Annotated in this window: 24 protein-coding genes and 2 rRNA genes (1 of these 26 only partly in view); 21 read left to right on the plus strand and 5 right to left on the minus strand. The window is 68.7% G+C overall.

All coding sequences use genetic code 11. The features are described 5' to 3' along the window. Both SOM08_RS02110 and rrf read left to right on the plus strand, forming a co-directional pair. Positions 1 to 1,869, plus strand: a 23S ribosomal RNA gene (locus tag SOM08_RS02110); it begins 1,005 nt to the left of the window's first position. Positions 1,870 to 2,023: 154 nt separating this feature from the next. Continuing rightward, a 5S ribosomal RNA gene (gene rrf / locus SOM08_RS02115) occupies positions 2,024 to 2,136 on the plus strand. 108 nt (positions 2,137 to 2,244) lie between these two features. On the opposite strand, the gene SOM08_RS02120 is transcribed toward rrf, so the two are convergent. After that, positions 2,245 to 3,201 (minus strand): MBL fold metallo-hydrolase, encoded by a 957-nt coding sequence (locus tag SOM08_RS02120; protein WP_322469967.1) that lies wholly within the window; start codon positions 3,199 to 3,201, stop codon positions 2,245 to 2,247. Positions 3,202 to 3,227: 26 nt separating this feature from the next. Further along, a complete protein-coding gene (locus tag SOM08_RS02125) occupies positions 3,228 to 3,971 on the minus strand; it encodes an FFLEELY motif protein (protein ID WP_245980905.1) in 744 nt (247 codons plus the stop codon). Positions 3,972 to 4,033: 62 nt separating this feature from the next. Here SOM08_RS02125 and SOM08_RS02130 point away from each other — a divergent pair, with 62 nt between their 5' ends. Continuing rightward, positions 4,034 to 5,026, plus strand: a complete 993-nt coding sequence (locus SOM08_RS02130) for an alpha/beta fold hydrolase (RefSeq protein ID WP_322469968.1) — start codon at positions 4,034 to 4,036, stop codon at positions 5,024 to 5,026. On the opposite strand, the gene phhA is transcribed toward SOM08_RS02130, so the two are convergent. Together phhA and hppD are read right to left on the minus strand one after the other, a co-directional pair. Continuing rightward, positions 4,948 to 5,802 carry a phenylalanine 4-monooxygenase gene (gene phhA, locus SOM08_RS02135; RefSeq protein ID WP_322469969.1) on the minus strand — a complete coding sequence of 285 codons (855 nt, stop codon included), beginning with the start codon at positions 5,800 to 5,802 and terminating at the stop codon, positions 4,948 to 4,950. The two genes, SOM08_RS02130 and phhA, sit on opposite strands and share 79 nt — an antisense overlap. Positions 5,803 to 5,824: 22 nt before the next feature. Next, positions 5,825 to 6,946 carry a 4-hydroxyphenylpyruvate dioxygenase gene (gene hppD / locus SOM08_RS02140; protein WP_116958595.1) on the minus strand — a complete coding sequence of 374 codons (1,122 nt, stop codon included), beginning with the start codon at positions 6,944 to 6,946 and terminating at the stop codon, positions 5,825 to 5,827. 119 nt (positions 6,947 to 7,065) lie between these two features. Here hppD and SOM08_RS02145 point away from each other — a divergent pair, with 119 nt between their 5' ends. The 9 genes from SOM08_RS02145 to SOM08_RS02185 all read left to right on the plus strand — a co-directional run bounded on the left by SOM08_RS02145 (position 7,066) and on the right by SOM08_RS02185 (position 16,596). Further along, on the plus strand, positions 7,066 to 7,539 hold the full coding sequence (locus SOM08_RS02145; protein WP_116958596.1) for an Lrp/AsnC family transcriptional regulator: 474 nt from the start codon (positions 7,066 to 7,068) through the stop codon (positions 7,537 to 7,539). Between the two features lie 78 nt (positions 7,540 to 7,617). Further along, positions 7,618 to 8,289, plus strand: a complete 672-nt coding sequence (locus tag SOM08_RS02150; protein WP_116958597.1) for a GNAT family N-acetyltransferase — start codon at positions 7,618 to 7,620, stop codon at positions 8,287 to 8,289. A gap of 95 nt (positions 8,290 to 8,384) precedes the next feature. Further along, on the plus strand, positions 8,385 to 9,251 hold the full coding sequence (locus tag SOM08_RS02155) for an HlyC/CorC family transporter (protein WP_175442878.1): 867 nt from the start codon (positions 8,385 to 8,387) through the stop codon (positions 9,249 to 9,251). Positions 9,252 to 9,323: 72 nt separating this feature from the next. Continuing rightward, positions 9,324 to 11,135 carry an apolipoprotein N-acyltransferase gene (gene lnt, locus SOM08_RS02160; RefSeq protein ID WP_116958598.1) on the plus strand — a complete coding sequence of 604 codons (1,812 nt, stop codon included), beginning with the start codon at positions 9,324 to 9,326 and terminating at the stop codon, positions 11,133 to 11,135. A gap of 131 nt (positions 11,136 to 11,266) precedes the next feature. Then, complete coding sequence (glyQ, locus tag SOM08_RS02165) at positions 11,267 to 12,172, plus strand: glycine--tRNA ligase subunit alpha (RefSeq protein ID WP_116958599.1); 906 nt, start codon at positions 11,267 to 11,269, stop codon at positions 12,170 to 12,172. Between the two features lie 21 nt (positions 12,173 to 12,193). Next, on the plus strand, positions 12,194 to 14,356 hold the full coding sequence (glyS, locus tag SOM08_RS02170; RefSeq protein ID WP_322469970.1) for a glycine--tRNA ligase subunit beta: 2,163 nt from the start codon (positions 12,194 to 12,196) through the stop codon (positions 14,354 to 14,356). 7 nt (positions 14,357 to 14,363) lie between these two features. After that, positions 14,364 to 14,942, plus strand: coding sequence for a D-glycero-beta-D-manno-heptose 1,7-bisphosphate 7-phosphatase (gene gmhB / locus SOM08_RS02175; protein WP_116958601.1), 579 nt, complete (start codon positions 14,364 to 14,366; stop codon positions 14,940 to 14,942). Between the two features lie 18 nt (positions 14,943 to 14,960). Beyond that, positions 14,961 to 15,695, plus strand: coding sequence for a lysophospholipid acyltransferase family protein (locus tag SOM08_RS02180; RefSeq protein WP_116958817.1), 735 nt, complete (start codon positions 14,961 to 14,963; stop codon positions 15,693 to 15,695). Between the two features lie 7 nt (positions 15,696 to 15,702). Then, positions 15,703 to 16,596 (plus strand): SprT family zinc-dependent metalloprotease, encoded by an 894-nt coding sequence (locus SOM08_RS02185; protein WP_322469971.1) that lies wholly within the window; start codon positions 15,703 to 15,705, stop codon positions 16,594 to 16,596. Here SOM08_RS02185 and SOM08_RS02190 read toward each other — a convergent pair. Continuing rightward, the gene (locus SOM08_RS02190) at positions 16,583 to 17,650 is read right to left on the minus strand and encodes an MBL fold metallo-hydrolase (RefSeq protein WP_322469972.1); all 1,068 of its coding nucleotides are present in this window, start codon (positions 17,648 to 17,650) and stop codon (positions 16,583 to 16,585) included. The two genes, SOM08_RS02185 and SOM08_RS02190, sit on opposite strands and share 14 nt — an antisense overlap. 126 nt (positions 17,651 to 17,776) lie before the next feature. Here SOM08_RS02190 and SOM08_RS02195 point away from each other — a divergent pair, with 126 nt between their 5' ends. From SOM08_RS02195 to trkA, 9 genes are all read left to right on the plus strand, one after another. After that, positions 17,777 to 18,181: a MerR family transcriptional regulator gene (locus SOM08_RS02195; RefSeq protein ID WP_116958604.1), complete on the plus strand. Its 405-nt coding sequence runs from the start codon at positions 17,777 to 17,779 to the stop codon at positions 18,179 to 18,181. A gap of 98 nt (positions 18,182 to 18,279) precedes the next feature. After that, entirely contained in the window at positions 18,280 to 18,738 is a 459-nt protein-coding gene (locus tag SOM08_RS02200; RefSeq protein ID WP_116958605.1) for a PaaI family thioesterase, read from the plus strand. A 34-nt stretch (positions 18,739 to 18,772) separates the two neighbouring features. Further along, positions 18,773 to 19,954, plus strand: a complete 1,182-nt coding sequence (locus tag SOM08_RS02205; protein ID WP_116958606.1) for an isovaleryl-CoA dehydrogenase — start codon at positions 18,773 to 18,775, stop codon at positions 19,952 to 19,954. A 35-nt stretch (positions 19,955 to 19,989) separates the two neighbouring features. Then, positions 19,990 to 20,649, plus strand: a complete 660-nt coding sequence (gene can, locus SOM08_RS02210) for a carbonate dehydratase (protein ID WP_116958607.1) — start codon at positions 19,990 to 19,992, stop codon at positions 20,647 to 20,649. Positions 20,650 to 20,721: 72 nt separating this feature from the next. Beyond that, positions 20,722 to 21,903 carry an acetyl-CoA C-acyltransferase gene (locus SOM08_RS02215; protein WP_116958608.1) on the plus strand — a complete coding sequence of 394 codons (1,182 nt, stop codon included), beginning with the start codon at positions 20,722 to 20,724 and terminating at the stop codon, positions 21,901 to 21,903. 10 nt (positions 21,904 to 21,913) lie between these two features. Then, on the plus strand, positions 21,914 to 22,582 hold the full coding sequence (locus SOM08_RS02220; protein ID WP_322469973.1) for an SDR family oxidoreductase: 669 nt from the start codon (positions 21,914 to 21,916) through the stop codon (positions 22,580 to 22,582). A gap of 14 nt (positions 22,583 to 22,596) precedes the next feature. Continuing rightward, positions 22,597 to 23,229, plus strand: a complete 633-nt coding sequence (locus SOM08_RS02225) for a pyridoxamine 5'-phosphate oxidase family protein (RefSeq protein ID WP_116958610.1) — start codon at positions 22,597 to 22,599, stop codon at positions 23,227 to 23,229. Between the two features lies 1 nt (position 23,230). After that, complete coding sequence (locus tag SOM08_RS02230; protein ID WP_322469974.1) at positions 23,231 to 24,361, plus strand: acyl-CoA dehydrogenase family protein; 1,131 nt, start codon at positions 23,231 to 23,233, stop codon at positions 24,359 to 24,361. 43 nt (positions 24,362 to 24,404) lie between these two features. Next, a complete protein-coding gene (trkA, locus tag SOM08_RS02235) occupies positions 24,405 to 25,796 on the plus strand; it encodes a Trk system potassium transporter TrkA (RefSeq protein WP_322469975.1) in 1,392 nt (463 codons plus the stop codon). Positions 25,797 to 25,801: the final 5 nt, after the last annotated feature.

A 25,801-nucleotide genomic window follows, 5' to 3' on the forward strand; every position in this document is an offset into this window, starting at 1 on the left:
CTAAGTGGGAAACGAAGTGGGAAGGCTAAAACAGTCAGGATGTTGGCTTAGAAGCAGCCATCATTTAAAGAAAGCGTAATAGCTCACTGATCGAGTCGTCCTGCGCGGAAGATGTAACGGGGCTCAAGCCAGTTACCGAAGCTGCGGATTCGCCAGCAATGGCGAGTGGTAGGAGAGCGTTCTGTAAGCCTGTGAAGGTGGCTTGTAAAGGCTGCTGGAGGTATCAGAAGTGCGAATGCTGACATGAGTAGCGTTAAAGCGGGTGAAAAGCCCGCTCGCCGTAAGCGCAAGGTTTCCTACGCAACGTTCATCGGCGTAGGGTGAGTCGGCCCCTAAGGCGAGGCAGAGATGCGTAGCTGATGGCAAGCAGGTCAATATTCCTGCACCGATTACAAGTGCGATGTGGGGACGGATCTTAATAGGTTATCCGGGTGTTGGATGTCCCGGTTTAGGCAGAAGTAGGCGTGCGTCAGGCAAATCCGGCGCGCATATACCGAGGCTGCCGATCGAGCGAGCTTGCTCGCGAAGTAACTGAACGAGGTCCCAGGAAAAGCCACTAAGCTTCAGCTTGTGATCGACCGTACCGCAAACCGACACTGGTGCGCGAGATGAGTATTCTAAGGCGCTTGAGAGAACTCGGGAGAAGGAACTCGGCAAATTGACACCGTAACTTCGGAAGAAGGTGTGCCCTAGTAGTGTGTAGTGAACAACGAAGCATGAACGGGTTGCAAAAAATAGGTGGCTGCGACTGTTTATTAAAAACACAGCACTCTGCAAACACGAAAGTGGACGTATAGGGTGTGACGCCTGCCCGGTGCTGGAAGATTAATTGATGGGGTGCAAGCTCTTGATCGAAGTCCCAGTAAACGGCGGCCGTAACTATAACGGTCCTAAGGTAGCGAAATTCCTTGTCGGGTAAGTTCCGACCTGCACGAATGGCGTAACGATGGCCACACTGTCTCCTCCCGAGACTCAGCGAAGTTGAAATGTTTGTGATGATGCAATCTCCCCGCGGAAAGACGGAAAGACCCCATGAACCTTTACTGTAGCTTTGTATTGGACTTTGAACAGATCTGTGTAGGATAGGTGGGAGGCTTTGAAGCCCGGTCGCTAGATCGGGTGGAGCCAACGTTGAAATACCACCCTGGTGTGTTTGAGGTTCTAACCTAGGTCCATTATCTGGATCGGGGACAGTGCATGGTAGGCAGTTTGACTGGGGCGGTCTCCTCCCAAAGCGTAACGGAGGAGTTCGAAGGTACGCTAGGTACGGTCGGACATCGTGCTAATAGTGCAATGGCATAAGCGTGCTTAACTGCGAGACTGACAAGTCGAGCAGATGCGAAAGCAGGACATAGTGATCCGGTGGTTCTGTATGGAAGGGCCATCGCTCAACGGATAAAAGGTACTCTGGGGATAACAGGCTGATACCGCCCAAGAGTTCATATCGACGGCGGTGTTTGGCACCTCGATGTCGGCTCATCTCATCCTGGGGCTGTAGCCGGTCCCAAGGGTATGGCTGTTCGCCATTTAAAGAGGTACGTGAGCTGGGTTTAAAACGTCGTGAGACAGTTTGGTCCCTATCTTCCGTGGGCGCTGCAGATTTGAGGAAGCCTGCTCCTAGTACGAGAGGACCGGAGTGGACGCACCTCTGGTGTACCGGTTGTCACGCCAGTGGCATTGCCGGGTAGCTAAGTGCGGAAGAGATAACCGCTGAAAGCATCTAAGCGGGAAACTCGTTCCAAGATGAGATCTGCCGGGGCCTTGAGCCCCCTGAAGGGTCGTCGTAGACCACGACGTTGATAGGCTGGGTGTGGAAGCGCAGCAATGCGTTAAGCTAACCAGTACTAATTGCCCGTGCGGCTTGACCCTATAACTTTGATGTCTCACATCAATAGCAAATGCAACGATATGCCAATCGTTGTCGCAATCAAATGAAACGCTGATCGATCCGCCACACAATGCGCGGATCGCGACTCTATGAATTCGCTTGGCTGAACAATCAGCAGCCAAGCAACCCGTTATGCCTGACGACCATAGCAAGGTGGCCCCACTCCTTCCCATCCCGAACAGGACAGTGAAACGCCTTTGCGCCGATGATAGTGCGGATTCCCGTGTGAAAGTAGGTCATCGTCAGGCTCTTACAACCAAACCCCCAACCAATCGGTTGGGGGTTTGTCTTTTGGGGCATCCCAAAAGCGTTGTGGCCAGTGCCGCCGATCTGTTATTGCTTGTCGTTTGCGGCAATCAACGATTGCACACCCAAGCGCCGTCCATGGCGAGCGCTTGTACCCGAATCAGATCGGCCAGGAGCATGTCCAGCACCTCCGATGGTGTTCCCGGGTGATCCATGCGTGCAATGCGAAGGAAATAGTCCGACGCGGCAAACCAGCTTTGCAGCTGAGCCAACTCAACGCGCTGCCATTCCAGCATTTTGAATTTCACCAGCACTTTGAGCGCATGCGATCGGTGCTTGGCGGGGTCGCGCCGGAACTGGTCAAGGCGGCTGCGAGCGCGGGCGAGGGCGATGCCAACTTCTTCCCCCCGGAAAACGGGGCCATGGCCAGGAATCACGGTCGAAGGGGCCAGCGACTCGATCAGGTCCAGGGTGGCGCCGACCTCTTCAAACGCATCGACGCCGTCCAGCTCAGGAAAGACAACACCGAAGCCATTGCCCCACAGGGCATCGCCGGAAATCAGCACGCCGTGTTCCGGCTCGTGCAGCAGGACCGCGTGCGGGTCGTGGCCCGGGGCCGACCGCACATCCCATCGCAGAGCGCCAGCGCGAAGACGCCCGCCCGGCCACAGCAGTTCGTCGTAGTCGAAGCGCGGGCAGAACTGGCCGGTGGGTGTGTAGGTCAAGGCGACCGGGTCCCAATGGCGTACCGCCGAAGCCTGTCCGGGCGGGATGGCAACCCGGGCCGCTGGCCAGGCTTCCAGCAGCGCAGCGTTGCCGCCGCAGTGGTCGCTGTGCAAGTGGGTGTTCACCACCTGCGTCAGTGTTTGGCCGTCGAGGGCCTGGCGGATGAGGGCCACGGTCTGCCGGGCGTGGCTGGCGTAGCCTGTGTCGACCACCAGGCCCCCGGCCTCGGTGCGCATGACCACGCTGTTGGCCGACAGCCATCCCCGCTCGAGCACCTGGATGCCCAGCGCCGCCAAGGGCTCATCGGGCGCGGGATGGGCGAGGATGGGTGCGTGAGCCATGGGCGATTGTGGGTCGGACCGGCCCCCTATGCCGGTGCGCGGGACCACTCGGCGTCGAGTCGGCGACAGGCCTCGGCCAGCGGCGCGTCGAAGAGGCAGTCGATCCAGCGGGCTTCCCGGTCGGCGATGGTGCGCAGGAAGGCAGAGGCGTCGCCGAGCGCAGCGAAGGCATCGAAGCCGGACTCGAGAAAGTGCTGCAGGGCGTCCAGGCCGGCCGCCTCCGCGGGTTTGCGCATCATGCGAAGGCCCAGGCGCAGTGAGCGCATGCGGGTCAGCCGCTGCAGCTCCTGGCCCATGTGCTGCACCACGGCCAACTGGCGCTCGCGCTCGCCGCGGGCGCCGCAGGCACGCCAGGCCAGGGTGTAGCGCTCGGCGGCGGGCGTGCCCTCGGCCTGCCCCAGCCAGTGGCCCGCGAGTGCATCGTCCAGCCGCTCGGTGAGCGCGTGCATTTCGGTCAGGTCGACCGCCAGTTGCGCGACGGCGGCGGGGAACAGGCGTTCGAGCGCGCCGGCGATGCGCCCGAATTGCTCGTCGCGGCGAGAGAAGTCGTGTTCACCGTACAGCTCTTCCAGAAAGAAGCGCACCGCCGGCTGGCTGCGAGGATCGGCGGCAAGGTCGGCGTAGCTGGCGCGGAAGCGCCGGGCCTGAAGCCCCTTTACGGTGTGCACCGCGGCGGCCTGGGCGGGCGCACCCAGGGCGCCCTGGCGCAGCGCCGCCACACTGTGCAGGTGGGCGCGGATCTGGTCGGCGAAAGCCGTGTTCGAGCTCATGTGAAGGTGAAACCCGGGGTGATCGGCGGCGATGGAGGCCGTTGGCGTGAGATAGTCGGCGCATGCGCGAGCCGACACCACATCCTACCGCCCGCTCGGCCCTGGCCGACTTGCAGCGTGTGCTGGTGTTCGGCGCCGTTCTGTTGCTGTTGCTGGCGGTGGGCCTGTGGCGGCGCGGGCACCCGATCGGGGCGCTGCTGCTGGCGGCGAGCGTGCTGTGCGGGCACGCCCTGGCCTTGGGTGTCGAATGTGCGCTGGCGGCCTGGGTGAACCGCGAGGACACCCGCCGCCAGGGCCACGGTGCGGACACGCCCTGGACCGCATGGGTGCGCGCCTGGTGGCGCGAGGTGTTGGTGGCCCCACGGGTGTTCGCCTGGCGCCAACCCTTTCGCTGGCGTCTCCTCCCGGACCCCCAAGCGCCGATGCCCGGCCCCGGTGGCGCCGTGGTGCTGGTCCATGGCTTCGTGTGCAACCGGGGCTTCTGGCTGCCCTGGCTGCAGGCATTGCGCGAACGGGGCCTGGCCTACGCGACCGTCAACCTCGAGCCAGTGTTCGGCTCGATCGACGACTACGTGCCATTGGTGGAGGAGGCCGTGCGGCGCGCCGAGCGATTGGGCCCGGGCCTGCCGACCCTGGTGTGCCACAGCATGGGCGGCCTCGCCGCCCGTGCCTGGATGGTGGCCGATCCGCGCAACGCCGCGCGCGTGGCAAGGGTGGTCACCATCGGCAGCCCGCACCGCGGCACCTGGATCAGCCGCTTCAGCCGCGTCGTCAATGGCCGCCAGATGCGCGTGGACGGCGACTGGCTGGGCCGGCTCGCCGCGCGCGAGCGCGCGCTGCGCGGCGAGGCGCCCTACGCCGGCTTCGTGTGCTGGTACGCGGACACCGACAACATCGTGTTCCCGGCACCCACCGCCACGCTGCCCGGCGCCGACAACCGCCTGGTGCCGGGCGCGGCGCACGTCGATCTGGCGTTTCAGCCGAGGGTGATGGGCGAGTCGCTGGCGATGCTGGCGTCGGCCGGCAGTTCGCCGAGCGAGCGCACGGTGTCGTAGATCGGCGTGAAATCGGGCGCCGTCATGTCGAAGAGCTGCTCGAAGCTGTCGATGACGAAGTAGGTGGCCTGGTAATCGTCGATCTTGTAGCGGGTGCGCATGCAGCGCACCAGGTCGAGCGCGATGCGCCGCGCGCGCGGGCTGGTCACGCTGTGGCGCAGTTCGCCGGACGAACTGAGGATGCCGGCGCCATAGGCGCGCAGGCCCTGCGGCTCGCGGATCAGCCCGAACTCGATGGTGTACCAGTACAGGCGCGAGAGCAGCTCGCCCGCGCCGAGGTCGTGTGCCTTCAGCCCGCCCTGGCCATAGCGTTGCACGTAGTCCGCGAACACCGGGTTGAACAGCAGGGGCACGTGGCCGAACAGGTCGTGGAAGACGTCGGGTTCGACGATGTAGTCGAACTCCTGCGGCGTGCGGATCCAGTCGGTCACCGGGAAGCGGCGGTGGGCCAGCAGGTCGAAGAAGGGGCGCTCGGGGATCAACCCGGGCACGGCAACGATTTCCCAACCGGTGGCCGGGCGCAGGCGCTCGTTGATCTCGTCGAAGCGCGGGATGCGGTCGCGCACGCCGAGGGCGGGCAGGGCGTCGACAAAGGCCTGCGCGGCCAGGCCGGGCAACAGGGCGCTCTGTCGTTCGTAGAGCCGGCGGTAGGTGTCGTGGTCGGCCTCGGTGTAGGCCGACCAGTTCTGCGGGCAGGTGTAGTCGTCGTGGGCGCGCGAGTAGTCCCCGCGCGGGGGGCGCTCGCTGGCGCCATAGACGACGGGTTCGACGGCCATGGTCTCGTTCTCCGCCGGATCCTCAGGACTTCTGCAGCACACCGCGGCGCATCTGGTCGAGCTCCATGGTCTCGAACAGGGCCTTGAAGTTGCCTTCGCCGAAGCCCTGGTTGCCCTTGCGCTGAATGAACTCGAAGAAGATGGGGCCGAGCTGGTTCTCGCTGAAGATCTGCAGCAGCAGTTCGCCGGGCGCGCCGTCCACCAGGATGTTGCGCTGCTTCAGGGCTTCGATGTCCTCGGCCAGGTTCGGGATGCGCCTGGGCAGCAGCTCGTAGTAGGTCTCGCTGGTGGTCAGCAGTTTCACGCCCGCCATCTGCAGCGCGTCGACCGTGTCGTACAAGTTGGTCGATCCCATGGCGATGTGCTGGATGCCTTCGCCGTGGTAGCGGTCCAGGTACTCCTGGATCTGGCCCGACTTCTCGTTGCCCTCTTCGTTGATCGGGATGCGGATCTTGCCGCAGGGGCTGGTCATGGCCTTGCTCTTGACGCCGGTGGCCTGGCCCTCGATGTCGAAGTAGCGCACCTCGCGGAAGTTGAACAGGCGCTCGTAGAAGTCGGCCCACTCGGCCATGCGGCCCCGGTGCACGTTGTGCGTGAGGTGATCGATGTAGGTGAGGCCGTGGCCCACCGGGGCAAGCTCGGCGCCGGGCAAGGGCTCGAAGTCGACGTCGTAGAAACCGATGTTGCCGATCTCGCCGTCCTTGGCGCCGTTCTTGCCGCGCCAGCGGTCGATGAAATAGATGATGGAGTCGCCGATGCCCTTGATGGCGGGGATGTTGAGCTCGCCCGGGCCGGCCTGCCCCGCGTAGCCCCAGGCGCCCAGGGAGATCGCGCGCTCGTGGGCGGCCTTGGCGTCCTTCACGCGAAAGGCGATGGCGCAGACGCTGGGCCCGTGCTGGCGCGCGAAGCGCTGCGCGAAGCTGTCGGGCTCGGCGTTGATGATGAAGTTGATCTCGCCCTGGCGGTACAGGGTCACGGCCTTGTGGCGGTGCCTGGCGATCGCCTTGAAGCCCATGCGCTCGAACAGCGCGCCCATGGCCACGGGGTCGGGCGCGGCGTACTCGATGAACTCGAACCCGTCGGTGCCCATGGGGTTGTCCCAGCCCTGAAAGGCGGTGGCGGAAGCGGGCAGGGCGGCGTTCATGGCGGTCTCCTTCGTGGGTTCTGGGGGATGGGCCACTGTATCGGCGCAGGGTGTCACGATTCCGGCGTTTGTGGGCGCGCCATTTGTCCATCACGCAGGATTTCTGCACAATGCCGGCGATGGAAGCCTTGGACAAGCTCGATCGCGCCATCCTGCGCAGCCTGCAGGCCGATGGGCGCGCCACCTACGACCAGGTCGCCGAGACCGTGGGCCTGTCGGCCAGCGCGGTGCTGCGCCGGGTGCGCCGCCTGGAAGAGGCGGGCGTGATCGCGCGCTACGTGGCCCTGCTGCGGCCCGAGGCCGTGGGCCTGGGCCTCACGGCCCACGTGAGCGTGCGCCTGGAAAAGCACGCCGAGGGCAACAAGCGCAACCCCATGGACGAGTTCCGCGCCAGCGTGATGGCCTGGCCCGAGGTGGTGGAGTGCGTGGCGCTCACCGGCGACATGGACTACCAGCTGCGCCTCGTGGTGGCCGACATGGCCGCCTACTCGCGCTTCATGATGGACACCCTGCTCAAGCACCCCAGCGTGCAGGACTGCAAGACCAGCTTCGTGATGGACCGCGTCAAGAGCACCACCGCGCTGCCGCTCTGAGCGGGCGCTGGGGCGCAGGCGCTTGCGCGTGGCGGTGCTTGCGGCCAGACTTGGGTGCTTTCCCCAGTCCGCACACCCATGGCGACCCGCGACCCCGCCCCGCCCCGCGACGACCGAGCCGACAGCGGCACGGTGCCCATCCGCGCGCTCGACAGCGGCCACCGCGCCGAGATCGTGCGGCACCTGCTCTCGCTGGACGCCTCCGACCGCTACCTGCGCTTCGGCTACGCCGCCACCGACGAGCAGATCGGCCGCTACGCCGAGCGCCTGGACTTCGACCGCGACGCGGTCTTCGGCATCTTCAACCGCCGCCTGCACCTCATCGCCATGGCCCACCTGGCCTTTTCGGTCGACCCGCAGCTGCGCAGCTGCGCCGAGTTCGGCGTCTCGGTGGCCAAGGCCTCGCGTGGCAAGGGATACGGCAGCCGGCTGTTCGAGCGCGCCGTCACGCACGCGCGCAACGAGGGCGTCTCCCAGCTCTTCATCCACGCCCTGTCCGAGAACACGGCCATGCTCAAGATCGCCCGCAACGCCGGTGCGGTGCTGGAGCGCGCCGGCTCCGAGACCGAGGCCCACCTGCGCCTGCCGCCGGCCGACTTCGACTCGCGCGTGAGCGAACTGCTCAGCGACCAGGTGGCCGTGACCGACTACCACCTCAAGGCCCAGGCCAAGCAGTTCTGGGGCGTGATCCGCCTGCTGCAGGAGATCCGCCAAGGCGTGCGCGACGCCCGCGACCGCGCGCGCGGCTGAGCGGCCGGACCGGGTGCGCCACCGGCGCGGCAGGGGTTTGTCCCTTCAAACCCATGGGGTATCCTCGCCCGTTGTTACAACCACCGTCTCCCCCAGTGGCCGACCACCCCCCCAGTAGCGGGCCGCAGCGCGGCCTGCGGCCCCCCGACAAACGCGGATTCCTGCAGAAGCTTGTCGAGTTCATCAACCCCGGTCCGGACTCCAAAGACGAGCTGATCGAGACCCTCGCCGAGGCCGAGGACAACGACATCATCAACGCCGAATCCCGCGTGATGCTCGAAGGCGTGATCCGCATCGCCGACATGACCGCCGGCGACGTCATGGTGGCCGCGCCGCGCATGGACATGATCGCCATCGACGCGCCCTACGACGAGCTGCTGCACCTGGTGATCGACACCGCGCACTCGCGCTTTCCGGTCTACGAGGGCGAGCGCGAGAACATCATCGGCATCCTGCTCGCCAAGGACCTGCTCAAGCTGCAGCGCGCGCCCTCGCTCAACATCCGCGCCCTGCTGCGCCCGGCCACCTTCGTGCCCGAGAGCAAGGGCCTGAACGACCTGCTGCGCGAGTTCCGCGGCAACCGCAACCACCTGGCCATCGTCATCGACGAGTTCGGCCGCGTCGCCGGCCTCATCACCATCGAGGACGTGCTGGAGGAAATCGTCGGCGAGATCGAGGACGAGTTCGACGTCGACGAGGACGCCGGCGACGTCTTCGCGCTGGCCGACAGCACCTGGCGCGTCAGTGGCGACACCCCGATCGAACGCATCAACGAGGCCTTCGAGCTCCACCTCTCCGACGAGGACTTCGACACCATCGGCGGCCTCATCGCGCACACCATGGGTCACGTGCCCAAGCGCGGCGAGGCGCACGAGATCGAGGGCCTGCGCTTCACCGTGCTACACGCCAAGGGCGGTGCCGTGAAGTGGTTCAAGGTGGCGCCGGTGCCCGCCGAACCCTGACCCCCTTCCCCCCACCCACGGCCCATGCGCAGCCTTTTCGGATCGCTCCACACCCCCTCGAGCTTCCACCCCATGACGCGCCGCCCGCCCGGGCGCGGTTCGCGGCTGGCGGGTTTGCTGTTCTTCTGGGTCTGTCTGCTGGGGGGCCTGGGTCAGGCCGCCGCCATCGCCTGGCCCTCGGCGGCCTGGGTGCCGCCGGGCCTGGTGCCAGGGCAGCCGAGCGGCGGGCTGCAGATCGTTTCGCTGGCCCTGCTGGTCTTTGCCCTGCAGTTCGCCACGCGCGTGGGCCAGGCCATGTGGCGCGGCTGGCTGTTCGCCACCGCCTGGCTGGCCGGCAGCTTCTGGTGGCTGTTCATCTCCATGAACACCTACGGTGGCCTGCCGGCCTGGCTGGCCGCCCTGGCCGTGCTGGCGCTGGCCGGCGCGCTGGCGCTGTACTATGCCCTGGCCGTGGGCTTCCTCTGCGCCTGGGCGCCGCTGGCGCGCAGCGCGCAGGCGCTGATGTTCGCCGCCGCCTGGACGCTGGCCGAGCTCGCGCGCGGCCAGCTCTTCACCGGCTTTCCCTGGGGCGCGGGCGGCTACGCCCAGGTCGACCTGATGGCGCCCTGGGCGCCGCTGGTCGGCGTCTATGGCATGGGCTTCATCGCGGCCATCCTGGCCTATGTGCTGGCCTCGGTCCTCACCTGGGCGGTGCACGCCGCCCTGGCCTGGATGCGCCAGCCCGTGCGGCCCGTGCCCGTGCGCGCCGCCGGCGGCGTCTACGTGTCCACGCCGCCCACCGCCCGCGTGCAGGCGCGCCACTGGTCGCCGTTCACCGTGGCGCGCGGCGCCCTGGCCTGGCTGGTGGTGCTGCTGCTGGTCATCAGTTGCCTGGGCGGCGGCGAGCGCTGGCGCGGCCTGGGCCAGGCCGAGACGGCCGGCACCGGTCCGCTGCGCGTCTGGCTGCTGCAGGGCAACATTCCGCAGGACCAGAAGTTCGTGCCCGGCACCGGCGTGGCCCAGGCGCTGGAGTGGTACCCGCGCCAGATGCGCGAGGGCATCGCGGCCGCCAGCGCGCGCGCCGACGGGCCCCAGCTCATCGTGGCGCCGGAAACCGCCGTGCCCCTGCTGCCCGAGCAGCTGGGCGCGGCCTTCTGGCAGCCGCTGCTGCAGCCCATCGCCGAGCAGGCCGGCCCGGGCGCCGCCGCCGTGCTCACCGGCCTGCCCCTGGGCAGCCTGGAGAGCGGCTACACCAACTCCACCTGGGGCTTCACGCCGGCCGCCGCGCGCCGCGCCCTGGCCAACGCCCAGTCGCCCGAGGTGCACCGCTACGACAAGCACCACCTGGTGCCCTTCGGCGAGTTCATCCCGCCCTTCTTCCGCTGGTTCACGCAGATGATGAACATCCCCCTGGGCGACTTCGCGCGCGGCGCGCTGCCCCAGGCGCCCTGGACCTGGGCGGGCCAGCGCATCGCACCCAACATCTGCTACGAAGACCTGTTCGGCGAGGAGATCGCCGCCGGCTTCACCACCGCCGAGGGCGCGCCCACCGTGCTGGTGAACCTCAGCAACATCGCCTGGTTCGGCGACTCCATCGCCATCGACCAGCACCTGCAGATCTCGCGCCTGCGTGCGCTGGAGTTCGGTCGGCCGATGCTGCGCGCCACCAACACCGGCGCCACCGCCGCCATCGACCACCGCGGCGTGGTCACCCAGCGGCTGCCGCGCCTGGAGCGCGGCCGGCTGGAGGCCACCGTGGAAGGCCGCAGCGGCCTCACGCCCTACGCGCAATGGACGGCGCGCTGGGGCCTGATGCCGCTGTGGGTGGTCTGCGGTGCGCTGCTGCTGGTCATCGCCTCGCTGCGCCAGCTGGGCCGCCGGGGCGGCCGCACGCGGCGGCGCTGAGCCCGGCCGGGCCGACCCCCGGCCCGTAAAATCGCGCATTCCGCCGGTGGCCCGCCTGGGCGGCGCACCGCGCACCCCCCAACAAGACCTCTCACTTTCCGCCGGCCCGCCCACGCGCGGGCCTCACGCGCATGTTGACCTTCCAGCAAATCATCCTCACGCTGCAGACGTACTGGGCCAACCAGGGCTGTGCGCTGCTGCAGCCCTACGACATGGAGGTGGGCGCCGGCACCAGCCACACCGCCACCTTCCTGCGCGCCATCGGCCCCGAGCCCTGGAAGGCCGCCTACGTGCAGCCCAGCCGCCGCCCCAAGGACGGCCGCTACGGCGAGAACCCCAACCGCCTGCAGCACTACTACCAATACCAGGTGGTGCTCAAGCCGGCGCCGGCCAACATCCTGGAGCTCTACCTGGGCTCGCTCGAGGCCCTGGGCTTCGACCTGAAGAAGAACGACATCCGCTTTGTCGAGGACGACTGGGAAAACCCCACGCTGGGCGCCTGGGGCCTGGGTTGGGAGGTCTGGCTCAACGGCATGGAGGTGACCCAGTTCACCTACTTCCAGCAGGTCGGCGGCATCGACTGCCGGCCCGCCACCGGCGAGATCACCTACGGCCTGGAGCGCCTGGCCATGTACCTGCAGGGCGTGGAGAACGTCTACGACCTCACCTGGACCGAGGGCCTGAGCTACGGCGACGTCTACAAGCAGAACGAGGTGGAGCAGTCCACCTACAACTTCGAGCACAGCGACGCCGACTTCCTGTTCACCGCCTTCGCCGCGCACGAGAAGCAGGCCAAGCACCTCATGGCCGAGCGACTCGCGCTGCCCGCCTACGAGCAGGTGCTCAAGTGCGCGCACAGCTTCAACCTGCTGGACGCGCGCGGCGCGATCAGCGTGACCGAACGCGCCGCCTACATCGGCCGCATCCGCAACCTCGCGCGCAGCGTGGCCCAGAGCTACTACGAAAGCCGCGAGCGCCTGGGCTTCCCCATGGCGCCGCGCGAGTGGGTGGCGCAGATCGAGAAAAAGGCCGCCTGAGCCGGGAAGAGAAGAACAACGATGTCCGCACAGAACCTGCTCGTCGAACTCTTCGTCGAGGAACTGCCGCCCAAGGCGCTGAAAAAGCTCGGCGAAGCCTTCGCCACCGGCCTGGCCGCCAGCCTCCAGGCGCAGGGCCTGGCGCCGGCCGACGCCGCCGTGACCGCCTTCGCCTCGCCGCGCCGCCTGGCCGCCCACGTGGCGGGTGTGCTCGCGCGCGCCGCCGACAAGCCCCAGTCGCACAAGCTCATGCCCGTGTCCGTGGGGCTGGACGCCAGCGGCCAGCCCACGCCCGCGCTGCTCAAGCGCCTGGGTGCGCTGGGCGCCGACGCCTCGGCCGTGGCGGGCCTGCGCCGCGCCGTGGACGGCAAGGCCGAGGCCCTGTTCTTCGACAGCATCGCGCCCGGCGTCGAACTCGCGGCCGGCCTGCAGAAGGCCCTGGACGAGGCCATCGCGCAGTTGCCCATTCCCAAGGTCATGACCTACCAGCTCGAGTCGGGCTGTGCCCTGCCGGGCTGGGACAGCGTGCAGTTCGTGCGCCCCGCGCACGGGCTCGTGGCACTGCACGGGGCCGAGGTGGTGCCTGTGAAGGCGCTGGGCCTGAAGGCCGGCAATGCCACCCACGGCCACCGCTTCGAAGCCCGCGTCGACCCGGTCGCCATCGCCCACGCCGATGCCTACGCCGACACGCTTGCGCAGGACGGCGCCGTCATCGCCTCCTTCGCCGAGCGCCGCGCCGAGATCGCGCGCCAGCTCGCGGCCGCCGCGGCCCAGGTGGGCGGCGCTTGCCGGCCCGTCGAGGACGAGGCCCTGCTCGACGAGGTGACCGCGCTGGTCGAGCGCCCGAACGTGCTCATCTGCGAATTCGAGAAGCAGTTCCTCGACGTGCCGCAGGAGTGCCTCATCCTGACGATGAAGGCCAACCAGAAGTACTTCCCGCTGCTCGACGCGCAAGGCCGGCTCACGAACCGGTTCCTGGTGGTCAGCAACATCCGCCCCGACGACGCCAGCGCCGTGATCGGCGGCAACGAGCGCGTGGTGCGCCCGCGCCTGGCCGACGCCAAGTTCTTCTTCGACCAGGACCGCAAGAAGACGCTGGAATCGCGCGTCGAGGGGTTGGGCAAGGTGGTCTACCACAACCAGCTCGGCACGCAGGGCGAGCGCGTGGAGCGCGTGCGCGCCATCGCGCGGGCCATCGGCCAGCGGCTCGGCGGCGACGTGCTCGCCCAGCAGGCCGACACCGCCGCGCGCCTGGCCAAGACCGACCTGCTCACCGACATGGTGGGTGAGTTCCCCGAGCTGCAGGGCATCATGGGCGGCTACTACGCGCGCCACGACGGCCTGAGCGAGGACATCGCCTTCGCCATCGAAGACCACTACAAGCCGCGCTTCGCGGGCGACGCGCTGCCGCGCAACGCCGTGGGCACGGTGGTGGCACTGGCCGACAAGCTGGAAACCCTGGTGGGCATGTTCGGCATCGGCAACCTGCCCACGGGCGACAAGGACCCGTTCGCGCTGCGCCGGCACGCGCTGGGGGTGGTGCGCATGCTGATCGAGGCAGATGTGCCTGTGAACCTTGATTGGCTGCTCGGGGCTGCTGCGGTGCCGTTTGGTACGTTGATCAAAGATCCCTCGGCTGAACTTGAGCAGTTCATTTATGAGCGGCTTCGTGGCTACTTCCGTGATGAGGATCGCTCGGTTAAGCACCCTCGGGGTGTTTCAGTACCTCATGCCTACACGAATGCCGAGATCGACGCCGTGCTGGCGCTGCGTCCGCAACTGCTGAGGTCACTGGACGCGCAATTGCACGCTGTGTTGGAGTTCGCGTCCTTGCCCGAGGCCCCCGCCCTGGCGGCCGCCAACAAGCGCATCGGCAACATCCTCAAGAAGTCCGAAGGCGTGGGCGGGCCCGTCAATGCCGGCCTGCTGAAAGAGCCCGCCGAGAAGGCCCTGTTCGACGCCATGCAGGCCACCGTGCCCGGCGCCGACGCGCGGTTCGAGGCCGGCGATTTCACCGCCAGCCTGCAGGCCCTGGCCGCGCTGCGCGCGCCGGTCGACGCCTTCTTCGACGGCGTCATGGTCAACGCCGACGACCCCGCGCTCAAGGCCAACCGCCTGGCCCTGCTGCAGCAGCTGCACCGCGCGATGAACCGCGTGGCCGACCTTTCGCGACTCGCGGCATGATCGTGGCATGAAGCTGCTCATCCTCGACCGCGACGGCACGCTCAACCGCGGCCGCGACGACAAGGTGGCGTCGCCGGACGAATGGGAGCCTTTGCCGGGCGCGCTCGAGGCGGTGGCGCGGCTCAACCACGGCGGCTGGCGCGTGGTGTTGGCCACCAACCAGTCGGGCATCGGCCGCGGCCTGTTCGACATGGCCTCGCTCAACGCCATCCACCTCAAGATGCACCGCCTGCTGGCGGCCGCCGGCGCGCGGGTGGAGGCCATCTTCATCTGCCCGCACGCGCCAGAAGACGCCTGCGGCTGCCGCAAGCCCGCGCCCGGCCTGTTCCAGCAGATCGGCGCGCGTTTCGGCGTGCCCCTGGCCGAGGTGGTGGCCGCCGGCAACTCGCTGCGCCACGTGCAGGCTGGCGCCGCCGCCGGTTGCGCCACGCACCTGCTGCTCACGGGCCAGTCGGCCGCGTTGGGCGGCCAGCCCGGCGCCGCCATCGCGGGCCTGCCGCCCGCCACCCAGGTCCACGCCGACCTCAGCGCCTTTGCCGACTGGCTGCTGGCCCAGGTCCCGCCCCCTTCCAAGCCGACCGCCTGACCCCCGAGCATGATCGCTATTCACTTCCTGCGCTCCGTGTTGCACTTGCTGGTGATGGTGATCACCGTGATCCCCTGGGGGCTGGCGGTGGTGATCGTCTCGCCCTTCGTGAGCAGCACCACGCTGTACTGGATGTGCGCGAACTGGCTGCGCGTGGCGGTGCACAGCGGCACGCTGATCCTGGGCATCCGCAACCGCGTCACGGGCCTGGAGAACCTGCCCGTGGGCAGCACCGCGCCGGCCGTGCTGCTGCTCAAGCACCAGTCCACCTGGGAAACCTTCGCCATGCCCACGCTGATGCCGCACCCGCTGGCCTACGTGTTCAAGAAGGAGCTGCTCTACGTGCCCTTCTTCGGCTGGGCCATGGGCCGGCTGGACATGATCCACATCGACCGCAGCAAGCGCACCCAGGCCTTCAACAAGGTGGTCGAGCAGGGCCAGCGTCTGCTCGACCAGGGCACCTGGGTGATCATGTTCCCCGAGGGCACGCGCATCCCGCGCGGCGAGAAGGGCAGCTACAAGACTGGCGGCACGCGCCTGGCCGTGGCCACCGGCGCGCCGGTCATCCCCATCGCCGTGACCTCGGCCAAGTGCTGGCCGCGCAAGGCCTTCATCAAGCGGCCCGGCGTGGTGGACTTTTCCATCGGCAAGCCCATCCCCAGCCAGGGCCGCGAGGCCGACGAGCTCATGCGCGAGGTCGAGGCCTGGATCGAAGGCGAAATGCGCCGGCTCGACCCCGAGGCCTATCGCTGAGGCCGGCGTGAAGGGCTTCGTGCAGCTGGCGTTCGATCTGTTCGGCCCCGCCGCCGAGCCCGAGCCGCCGCGCGCCGCGCCGGCCCCATCGGCCCCGGTCGCGCCGGTCGGCACCGATCATGCGCTGCCGCTGGCCGAGGTGTTCCAGCCCGGCACCTGGCACCACCCGCGCGCCAACCGCCTGGTGCGCCTGCGCGGGGCCGAGGTGGGCTACGAATTCCTGCGCGGCAAGCGCCGCACCATCGGCCTGAGCGTGGGCACCGATGGCCTGAGCGTGCGCGCCCCGCGCTGGAGCACGCTGGGCGATGTGGAGGCCGTGCTGCAGGAGAAGGCCGGCTGGGTGCTCGACAAGCTGGCCGAGGCGCGCGAGCGCGCCGAGCGCCAGGCCAGCTCGCGCATCCGCTGGGCCGACGGCGCCGAGCTGCCGCTGCTGGGCGAGCCCGTGCGCCTGGCGCTCGACCCGGCGCACGGCTTCTCGGGCCGCGGCGGCGCCTTCGACGCGGCCGCGCGCGTGTTGCGTGTCGGCCTGCCGCGCCACGCCAGCGAGGCGCAGATCCGCGACGCCGCACAGGCCTGGCTGATGCGCCACGCGCGCACCGTGTTCACGCAGCGCCTGGACCACTTCGCGCCGCGCCTGGGCGTGCAATGGACCCGGCTGAGCCTGTCCAACGCCGACACGCGCTGGGGCAGCGCCAGCGCCGACGGGCGCATCCGGCTCAACTGGCGGCTGATCCACCTGTCCATGGACGCGATCGACTACGTGGTGGTGCACGAGCTCAGCCACCTGCACCACATGGACCACAGCCCGCGCTTCTGGGACGTGGTCGCCAGCGTGATGCCCGATCACGCCGAGCGCCGCCGCGCGCTCAAGGACGCGGCGCTGCCCTTCACCGAGGGCTGAAGCGCCAGACGCCGTCGGCGCCGCGGGTGCGCGCCAGCGTGCCCGCGTGCCACAGCCGGTTCAGGTGCGCCACCGCCTCGCCCATGGCGAAGGTGGTCTGGTGCAGGTCCAGCTGGCGCTGGAACAGCACGGGCAGCGCGTCGAAGGCGCTCAGGGGCCTTTCGCGGCAGGCCGCCGCCACCTCGGCCAGGCGCTCGTCGTGGTGCGCGTGCAGTTGCGCGATGCGCTCGTGCAGGCCGGTGAAGGGCCTCCCGTGCGAGGGCAGCACCAGCGTGTGCTCGGGCAGCGGCAGGAACTTGTCGATGGAGTCGAGGAAGCGCTGGAGCGAGTCGGCCTCGGGCTCCTGCTCGTACACGCTCACGTTGGTGGAGATGCGCGGCAGGATCATGTCGCCGCTGATCAGCACGCCCAGGGACTCGCTCCACAGGGCCATGTGCTCGGGCGCGTGGCCGTAGCCGCTGATGCAGCGCCAGTCGTGCTCGCCGATCCGCACCGCCAGGCCGTCGAGCAGGCGGCGCGACTGCGCGGGCACGGACGGCACCAGGTTCGGGTAGTAGCCGGCGCGCGCCCGCACCTTGGCCACGCTCTGCGGGTCCGTGAGGCCGTGGCTGGCGAAGTAGGCCGCCGCCGCGTCGCCGCCGAAGCCGGTGGTGGTCTGGGTGCCCAGGCGCGCCATCGCGTGGTCGGTGGCGCTGATCCACAAACGGCAGTCCCACTTCTCGCACAGCCAGTGCGCCAGGCCGATGTGGTCCGGGTGCATGTGCGTCACGATCACGCGCAACACGGGCAGGCCGTCCAGCTCGTTGGCGAACACCTGCTCCCACTGCGCCTTGGCCTCCTCGCGGGCGATGCAGCAGTCCACCACCGTCCAGCCCTCGCGGCCGTCCAGCGTGTCGCGCAGCAGCCAGAGGTTGATGTGGTCGAGCGCGAAGGGCAGCGTCATGCGGATCCACTTCACGCCAGGCGCCACCACCAGGGCGCGGCCAGGCTCGGGCAGGGTGGTGCCCAGGGGGTAGTGAAGCCGGGCTTCGAGCTGATCGCGGGTGGGACTCATGGCGGGGAAGTGATTTCAGTAAGATGCGCGCGCCTTGACGTTGACGTAAACGTCAAGAAAAGGGCATTCTACGGAGCCACCGTTCCCTTTCCCTGTCCGCCACCCGACACCCCGGTACCCCGGCACATGGCCACCAATCCCACCTACACCATCAGCGACCTGGCGCGCGAGTTCGACCTGACCACCCGCGCCATCCGCTTCTACGAAGACGTGGGCCTGCTGCAGCCGCTGCGCGAAGGCCCGGGCGGGCGCAACCGCGTCTACAGCGCGCGCGACCGCACCCGCCTGAAACTCACGCTGCGCGCCAAGCGCCTGGGCCTGTCGCTCACCGAGGCCAAGGACATCATCGACATGTACGACAGCCCGCGCGACACCGGGCCGCAGCTGCGCAAGTTCCTCGCCGTGCTGGCGGAGCACCGCCGCCAGCTCGAGGAGCAGATGGCCGACCTGGTGGCCAACCTCGACGAGGTCAAGGCGCACGAGAAGGAGGCGCGTGCCCTGCTCAACAAGATCGAGCGCAAGGGCGCCTGAGCCGCCGCCGGCCCGGTCGATCGCTGGTTTGACGTTTACGTAAACGTCAACCTAGAATCGGGGCTCTCCCATCCCCCGGGCCGCACGGCCCCGCACCGATGAGCACCCCCTTCCAGGCCCAGGACCCGAACTACGCAACGCGCGTGCGCGAGAGCTTCGCGCGCCAGGCCGCCATGGACACGCTGGGCGCCTCGCTGGCCGAGGTGGCGCCGGGGCGCGTGGTCATCACCTTGCCATGGGCCGCGCGCCTCACGCAGCAGCACGGCTTCCTGCACGCGGGCATGGTGTCCACGGCGCTCGACTCGGCCTGCGGCTACGCGGGGTTTTCGCTCATGCCGGCCGACGCCGCCGTGCTCACCATCGAGTTCAAGATCAACCTGCTCGCGCCCGCGCAGGGCGAGTCCTTCCGCATGGTCGGCACGGTCATCAAGCCCGGGCGCACCGTCACCGTGGCCGAAGGTCAGGCCTATGCCCTGCACGAGGGCCGGGAGAAGCTCGTGGCCACCATGGGCTGCACCCTCATGACCGTTCTGGGCCGCGACAAGGTGCGCGGCTGACACCCACCACACCAACACCCACAGGAGACTTTCCATGACCCAACTGCCCGGCCTCGACTTCCAGCTTGGCGAGGACATCGACGCCCTGCGCGACGCCGTGCGCGACTTCGCGCAGGCCGAGATCGCGCCGCGCGCGGCCGAGATCGACCGCAGCGACCAGTTCCCCATGGACCTGTGGCGCAAGATGGGCGAGCTGGGCGTGCTGGGCATCACCGTGCCCGACACCTACGGCGGCGCCAACATGGGCTACCTGGCGCACATGGTCGCCATGGAGGAGATCAGCCGCGCCAGCGCCTCGGTGGGCCTGTCCTACGGCGCGCACTCCAACCTGTGCGTCAACCAGATCAAGCGCAACGGCAACGACGCGCAGCGCCAGAAGTACCTGCCCAAGCTCATCAGCGGCGAGCACGTGGGCGCGCTGGCCATGAGCGAGCCCGGCGCGGGCTCCGATGTCATCAGCATGAAGCTCAAGGCCGAGGACAAGGGCGGCTACTACCTGCTCAACGGCAGCAAGATGTGGATCACCAACGGCCCGGACGCCGACACCCTGGTGGTCTACGCCAAGAGCGAGCCCGAGCTGGGCGCGCGCGGCGTCACGGCCTTCCTCATCGAGAAGGGCATGAAGGGCTTCTCCATCGCGCAGAAGCTCGACAAGCTGGGCATGCGCGGCAGCCACACCGGCGAGCTGGTGTTCCAGAACGTGGAGGTGCCGGCGGAGAACATCCTGGGCGGCCTCAACAACGGCGCCAAGGTGCTCATGAGCGGGCTGGACTACGAGCGCGCCGTGCTCAGCGGCGGGCCGCTGGGCATCATGCAGGCGGTGATGGACAACGTGGTGCCCTACATCCACGACCGCAAGCAGTTTGGCCAGAGCATCGGCGAGTTCCAGCTCATCCAGGGCAAGGTGGCCGACATGTACACCGTGCTGCAGGCCGCGCGCAGCTTCGCCTACACGGTGGCCAAGAACCTGGACGTGCTGGGCAGCGAGCACGTGCGCCGCGTGCGCAAGGACTGCGCCTCCGTCATCCTGTGGACGGCCGAGAAGGCCACCTGGATGGCCGGCGAGGGCGTGCAGATCTTCGGCGGCAACGGCTACATCAATGAGTACCCGCTGGGCCGCCTGTGGCGCGACGCCAAGCTCTACGAGATCGGCGCCGGCACGAGCGAGATCCGCCGCATGCTCATCGGCCGCGAACTCTTCGCCGAAACCATGTAAGCCGCCCGGTGGGCGGCAGGCAGCACAATCCTTCCATGAGCGACGACCTTCAACACCTGCTGGATCACAACCGGCGCTGGGCGGCCCAGATCGAGGCCGAACGCCCCGGCTTCTTCACCAAGCTCTCGCAGCAGCAGAGCCCGCGCTACATGTGGATCGGCTGCTCCGACAGCCGCGTGCCCGCCAACCAGATCACCGGTCTGGACCCGGGCGAGGTCTTCGTGCACCGCAACGTGGCCAACGTGGTGGTGCCGACCGACCTGAACTGCCTGTCCACCGTCCAGTTCGCGGTGGACGTGCTCAAGGTAGAGCACCTCATGGTGGTGGGCCACTACGGCTGCGGCGGCGTGCAGGCCGCGCTGCGCGACACCCGCGTGGGTCTGGCGGACAACTGGTTGCGCCATATCAAGGACGTGCGCGACAAGCATGCCACGCTCTTGTCTGCGCTGCCCGAGGCGCACCGCCACGACGCGCTGTGTGAACTCAACGCCATCGAGCAGGTGCTCAACGTCGCGCAGACCACGGTGCTGCAGGACGCCTGGGAGCGCGGCCAGGCCGTGGCCCTGCACGGCTGGGTCTACGGCCTCAAGGACGGCCTGGTGCAGGACCTGCACATGACCGTGCGCGGCAACGCCGACCTGGAGGCCGTGCACCGCCAGGCCGTGGCCGGCGTCAAGGACCGCCGGCGCGGCTGAGTTCCGCCGGCCTTGCCGCCGCCCGCGCGCCGCCACCGTTTTCGACCGATCTTTCGAACCAAGGAGTACACCATGTCCGATCCCATCGTCATCCTCGGCGCCGCGCGCACGCCCATGGGCGCCTTCCAGGGCGACTTCTCGCCGCTGGCCGCGCACGACCTCGGTGGCGTCGCCATCAAGGCCGCCATCGAACGCAGTGGCGTCGACCCGAAGGGCGTCGACGAGGTGCTGTTCGGCAACTGCCTGATGGCCGGCCAGGGCCAGGCGCCCGCGCGCCAGGCCGCGCTCAAGGGCGGGCTGCCGCTGTCCACCGGCGCGGTCACGCTGTCCAAGATGTGCGGCTCGGGCATGAAGGCCACCATGCTGGCGCACGACATGCTGATGGCCGGCAGCGCGCAGCTCATGGTGTCCGGCGGCATGGAGAGCATGACCAACGCGCCCTACCTCATGCTCAAGGGGCGCGGCGGCTACCGCATGGGCCACGACCGCATCTTCGACCACATGATGCTCGACGGCCTGGAAGACGCCTACGAACCCGGCCGCAGCATGGGCACCTTCGGCGAGGACTGCGCCGCCAAGTACGCCTTCACGCGCGAGCAGCAGGACGCCTTCGCCACCGCCTCGGTGTCGCGCGCCAAGGCCGCCACCGAGAGCGGTGCCTTCGCCAAGGAGATCGCCGCCGTCACCGTGAAGGACCGCAGCGGCGAGCGCGTGGTCTCCATCGACGAAGGCCCGGGCAAGATCAAGCTCGACAAGATCCCCGCGCTCAAGCCGGCGTTCAAGAAGGACGGCACCATCACCGCCGCCTCCAGCTCCTCCATCAACGACGGCGCCGCCGCGCTGGTTCTGGCCAAGGCCTCCACCGCGCAGCGCCTGGGCGCCAAGCCCATCGCCCGCATCGTCGGTCACGCCACGCACGCGCAGGAGCCCAACTGGTTCACCACCGCGCCCGTCTACGCCACGCAGAAGCTGCTGGCCGCCACCGGCTGGAAGGTGGGTGACGTGGACCTGTGGGAAGTGAACGAAGCCTTCGCCGTGGTGCCCATGGCCCTGATGGCCGAGCTCAAGGTCTCGCACGACAAGCTCAACGTCAACGGCGGCGCCTGCGCCTTGGGCCACCCCATCGGCGCCAGCGGCGCGCGCATCCTGGTCACCCTGATCCACGCGCTGCAGGCGCGCGGCGGTAAGCGCGGCGTGGCCACGCTGTGCATCGGCGGCGGCGAAGCCACGGCGATGGCGATCGAGCTGATCTGATCGTCCGCGCATGGCCACGGTCCTGGTCATCGGCGCCTCGCGCGGCATCGGCCTCGAATTCGTGGGCCAGTACCGCGAGGCCGGTGACCGCGTGATCGCCACCGCGCGCGACGACGCCGGGCTGGCGCGCCTGCGCGAACTCGGCGCCGAGGCCCTGCGCGTGGACGTGGCAGATCCCGCCAGCGTGAGCGGCCTGGCCTGGCCGCTCGAGGGCGAGAAGATCGATGTGGCCCTGTACGTGGCCGGCGTGTTCCCGCAGGGCAGCGCGCTGACGCCGCCCACCCGCGAGGCCTTCGACCACGCCATGCACGTCAACCTGCTGGGCGCCATGCAGGTGATCCCGCAGGTGGCCCCGCTGGTGGAGGCCGCGCGCGGGCGCTTCGCTGTCCTGTCCAGCGCCATGGCGCAGATCGCGGGCGTATCCGATAGCCGCGGCTGGGTCTACCGCGCGAGCAAGGCCGCGCTGAACATGGCGGTGGCCGCGGCCCAGCACGACTACCCGGAGGCCATCCTCGTCGCCATCTCGCCCGGCTGGGTGCAGACCGACATGGGCGGGGCCTCGGCCCCGCTCTCGCCCGAGCGCAGCGTGGCGGACATGCGCCGCACCCTCGCGCGCCTCACGCCGCGCGAGGGCGGCCGCTTCATCGACCACGACGGCCGGCCATTCGACGGCTGGTGAGCCAGGGACCTTCCATGATCCAGACCCTCGAGCAGTTGCGCGGCCTCTACGCCGCCCCGGGCGAGCGCGCGCGCCGCAAGCAGCTGTCGGGCATCGACGCGCACGCCCGCCGCTTCATCGCGCTGTCGCCCTTCTGCGTGCTCGCCAGCGGCGGCGCCAACGGGCGCCTGCTCGACGCCTCGCCGCGCGGCGGCGAGGCCGGCTTCGTGAAGGTGCTCGACGAGCACACCCTGCTGCTGCCCGACTCGGGCGGCAACAACCGGCTCGATACGCTGGAGAACCTGATCGCCGACCCGCGCCTGTCGCTGATCTTCCTGGTGCCCGGCGTGGAGGAGACCCTGCGCATCAACGGCCGCGCGCGCCTGCGCGACGAGCCCGAATTCGTGGACCGTTTCGCCCAGGAGCGCCAGCGGCCCAAGCTGGTGATCGAAGTCGCGGCGCGCGAGGTCTACCTGCACTGCGCCAAGGCCTTCATGCGCTCGCGGCTGTGGGAGCCGGCGGGCTGGCCGGCGCGCGACGCGCTGCCGACCATGAACCAGATGATCAGCGACCAGATGGGACTCGCCGCGCCCAGCGAAACCCAGGAGGCCATGCGCGCGCGCTACCTCGCGCAGCTGGCCCAGGAACGAAGCCCCGAAAAGGAATGACATGCTGCTGACCCCCGATCAGGAAGCCGTCCGCGAGGCGGTGCGCGCCTTCGCCCAGGCCGAGCTCTGGCCCCACGCCGCGACGTGGGACAAGGAGCATCACTTTCCCCAGGAGGCGCACCGTGGCCTCGCCGAACTCGGCGCCTACGGCATCTGCGTGCCCGAATCGCTGGGCGGCGCCGGCCTGGACTATGTGAGCCTGGCCGTGGTGCTGGAGGAAATCGCCGCCGGCGACGGCGGCACCAGCACGGCCATCAGTGTCACCAACTGCCCCGTCAACGCCATCCTCATGCGCTACGGCAGCGCCCGGCAGCAGGAGCGCTGGCTGCGCCCGCTGGCCGCCGGCCAGATGCTGGGCGCGTTCTGCCTCACCGAACCGCACGTGGGATCGGACGCCTCGGCCTTGCGCACCACCGCGATGAAGCAGGGCGGCGACTACGTGCTCAATGGCGTCAAGCAGTTCATCACCAGCGGCAAGAACGGCCAGCTCGCCATCGTCATCGCCGTGACCGACAAGGCCGCGGGCAAGCGCGGCATGAGCGCCTTCGTGGTGCCCACCGACACGCCGGGCTATGGGGTGGCGCGGCTGGAAGACAAGGTGGGCCAGCACAGCAGCGACACGGCGCAGATCAACTTCGAGAACTGCCGCATCCCGGCCGACAACCTCATCGGCGCGGAGGGCGAGGGCTACAAGATCGCGCTGTCGGCGCTGGAGGGCGGGCGCATCGGCATCGCGGCGCAGAGCGTCGGCATGGCGCGCAGCGCCTTCGACTGCGCGCTGGCCTACGCCAAGCAGCGCGAGAGCTTCGGCCAGCCCATCTTCAACCACCAGGCGGTGGGTTTCCGCCTCGCCGAGATGGCGACGCAGATCGACGTGGCGCGCGCCATGGTGCACCACGCGGCCGCGCTGCGCGATGCCGGGCGCCCCTGCCTGAAGGAGGCGGCCATGGCCAAGCTGTTCGCCAGCGAGATGGCCGAGCGCGTGTGCAGCGACGCCATTCAGGTGCACGGCGGTTACGGCTACGTGAGCGACTTCCCGGTCGAGCGCATCTGGCGCGACGTGCGCGTGTGCCAGATCTACGAGGGCACCTCGGACGTGCAGAAGATCCTCATCCAGCGCGCCCTGTCCTGAATCGAGGCGCCGCAGGCGGCGCGGCGGGATACCATTCCGCGCCATGAACATCATCATCCTCGGGGCCGGCCGCGTGGGCGAGAGCGTGGCCGAGAGCCTGGTCTCCGAGCAGAACGACATCACCGTCATCGACATGGACCCGGCGCGCCTGCGCCTGCTCGAGGACAAGCTCGATCTGCGTGGCGTGGTGGGCAATGGCATCCAGCCCTCGGTGCTGCGCGACGCCGGCGCCAAGGACGCGGACATGGTCATCGCCTGCGCGGCGGCCGACGAGACCAATCTCGTGACCTGCAAGGTGGCGCACGACGTGTTCAACGTGCCCACCACCATCGCGCGCCTGCGCTCGTCCGAGTTCATCGAGGGCGACGAGCTGCTTTCGCAGACCGGCTTCTCCGTCAGCCACGTGCTCTGTCCGGAAGAGTCCGTCACGCGCTACATCCGCCAGCTCATCAGCTACCCCGAGGCCTTGCAGGTGCTGGAGTTCGCCGACGGCCGCGCCAGCCTCATCGCGGTGCGTGCCAACCACGGCGGCGCGCTCGTGGGCCACACCATCGGCGAGTTCCGCGAGCGCTACACCCGCTGCGAAATGCGCGTGGTCGCGCTCTACCGGCTCGACACCGAGATGGAGGCCACGCCGTCCACCCGCATCCTCGCGGGCGACGAGGTCTTCGTGCTCGCCGACACCGACAAGATCCGCGACGTGCTCTCGGCCATCCACAACACCGACAAGCCCGTGCAGCGCGTGATGATCGCCGGCGGCGGCCGTGTCGGCCTGCGCCTGGCGCGCAGCCTGGTGGGTCAGTGCGAGGTGAAGCTGCTGGAGCGCGACAAGAAGCGCTGCGAGTACCTAGCGAGCCAGCTGCCCTCCAGCATGCTGATCCTGCAGGGCGATGGCGCCGACGAGGACCTGCTCGAGGAGGAAAACGTGGGCGAGATGGACATGTTCCTCGCGCTCACCAGCGACGACGAGGACAACATCATGTCGGCCATGCTGGCCAAGCGCCTGGGCGCGGGGCGCGTCATGGCCCTCATCAATCGCCGCGCCTACGCCGACATGATGCAGGGCGGCACCATCGACATCGCAATCTCGCCCTCGCAGGCCGTCATCGGCGAGCTGCTCACCCACATCCGCCGCGGCGACGTGGCGGCCGTGCACAGCCTGCGCCGCGGCGCGGCCGAGGCCTTCGAGGGCATCGCGCGCGGCGACGCCAAAACCAGCAAGCTCGTGGGCCGCCGCATCGAAGAACTCAAGCTGCCCAAGGGCACGCGCATCGGTGGCATCGTGCGTGGCGAAGGGCGCAACTCCGAGGTCCTGATGCCGCACCACGACCTGCTCATCGAGGCCGGCGACCACATCATCCTGTTCATTCCGAACAAGCGCCTGGTGCGCGAGGTCGAGAAGCTGTTCCAGGTCAGCGCCACCTTCTTCGGCTGACGGCC

Source organism: Hydrogenophaga sp. SNF1 (assembly GCF_034421675.1).
GTDB classification, from domain to species: domain Bacteria; phylum Pseudomonadota; class Gammaproteobacteria; order Burkholderiales; family Burkholderiaceae_C; genus Hydrogenophaga; species Hydrogenophaga borbori.

Coding starts and splice junctions, on each gene's coding strand:
- gmhB (WP_116958601.1), top strand. CDS start 14,364: ATGAAGCTGCTCATCCTCGACCGCGACGGCACGCTCAACCGCGGCCGC.
- SOM08_RS02190 (WP_322469972.1), bottom strand. CDS start 17,650: ATGAGTCCCACCCGCGATCAGCTCGAAGCCCGGCTTCACTACCCCCTG.
- SOM08_RS02220 (WP_322469973.1), top strand. CDS start 21,914: ATGGCCACGGTCCTGGTCATCGGCGCCTCGCGCGGCATCGGCCTCGAA.
- SOM08_RS02200 (WP_116958605.1), top strand. CDS start 18,280: ATGAGCACCCCCTTCCAGGCCCAGGACCCGAACTACGCAACGCGCGTG.
- trkA (WP_322469975.1), top strand. CDS start 24,405: ATGAACATCATCATCCTCGGGGCCGGCCGCGTGGGCGAGAGCGTGGCC.
- glyQ (WP_116958599.1), top strand. CDS start 11,267: ATGTTGACCTTCCAGCAAATCATCCTCACGCTGCAGACGTACTGGGCC.
- SOM08_RS02225 (WP_116958610.1), top strand. CDS start 22,597: ATGATCCAGACCCTCGAGCAGTTGCGCGGCCTCTACGCCGCCCCGGGC.
- SOM08_RS02120 (WP_322469967.1), bottom strand. CDS start 3,201: ATGGCTCACGCACCCATCCTCGCCCATCCCGCGCCCGATGAGCCCTTG.
- SOM08_RS02230 (WP_322469974.1), top strand. CDS start 23,231: ATGCTGCTGACCCCCGATCAGGAAGCCGTCCGCGAGGCGGTGCGCGCC.
- hppD (WP_116958595.1), bottom strand. CDS start 6,946: ATGAACGCCGCCCTGCCCGCTTCCGCCACCGCCTTTCAGGGCTGGGAC.
- SOM08_RS02205 (WP_116958606.1), top strand. CDS start 18,773: ATGACCCAACTGCCCGGCCTCGACTTCCAGCTTGGCGAGGACATCGAC.
- SOM08_RS02130 (WP_322469968.1), top strand. CDS start 4,034: ATGCGCGAGCCGACACCACATCCTACCGCCCGCTCGGCCCTGGCCGAC.
- can (WP_116958607.1), top strand. CDS start 19,990: ATGAGCGACGACCTTCAACACCTGCTGGATCACAACCGGCGCTGGGCG.
- SOM08_RS02125 (WP_245980905.1), bottom strand. CDS start 3,971: ATGAGCTCGAACACGGCTTTCGCCGACCAGATCCGCGCCCACCTGCAC.
- lnt (WP_116958598.1), top strand. CDS start 9,324: ATGACGCGCCGCCCGCCCGGGCGCGGTTCGCGGCTGGCGGGTTTGCTG.
- SOM08_RS02145 (WP_116958596.1), top strand. CDS start 7,066: ATGGAAGCCTTGGACAAGCTCGATCGCGCCATCCTGCGCAGCCTGCAG.
- SOM08_RS02150 (WP_116958597.1), top strand. CDS start 7,618: ATGGCGACCCGCGACCCCGCCCCGCCCCGCGACGACCGAGCCGACAGC.
- glyS (WP_322469970.1), top strand. CDS start 12,194: ATGTCCGCACAGAACCTGCTCGTCGAACTCTTCGTCGAGGAACTGCCG.
- SOM08_RS02195 (WP_116958604.1), top strand. CDS start 17,777: ATGGCCACCAATCCCACCTACACCATCAGCGACCTGGCGCGCGAGTTC.
- SOM08_RS02215 (WP_116958608.1), top strand. CDS start 20,722: ATGTCCGATCCCATCGTCATCCTCGGCGCCGCGCGCACGCCCATGGGC.
- phhA (WP_322469969.1), bottom strand. CDS start 5,802: ATGGCCGTCGAACCCGTCGTCTATGGCGCCAGCGAGCGCCCCCCGCGC.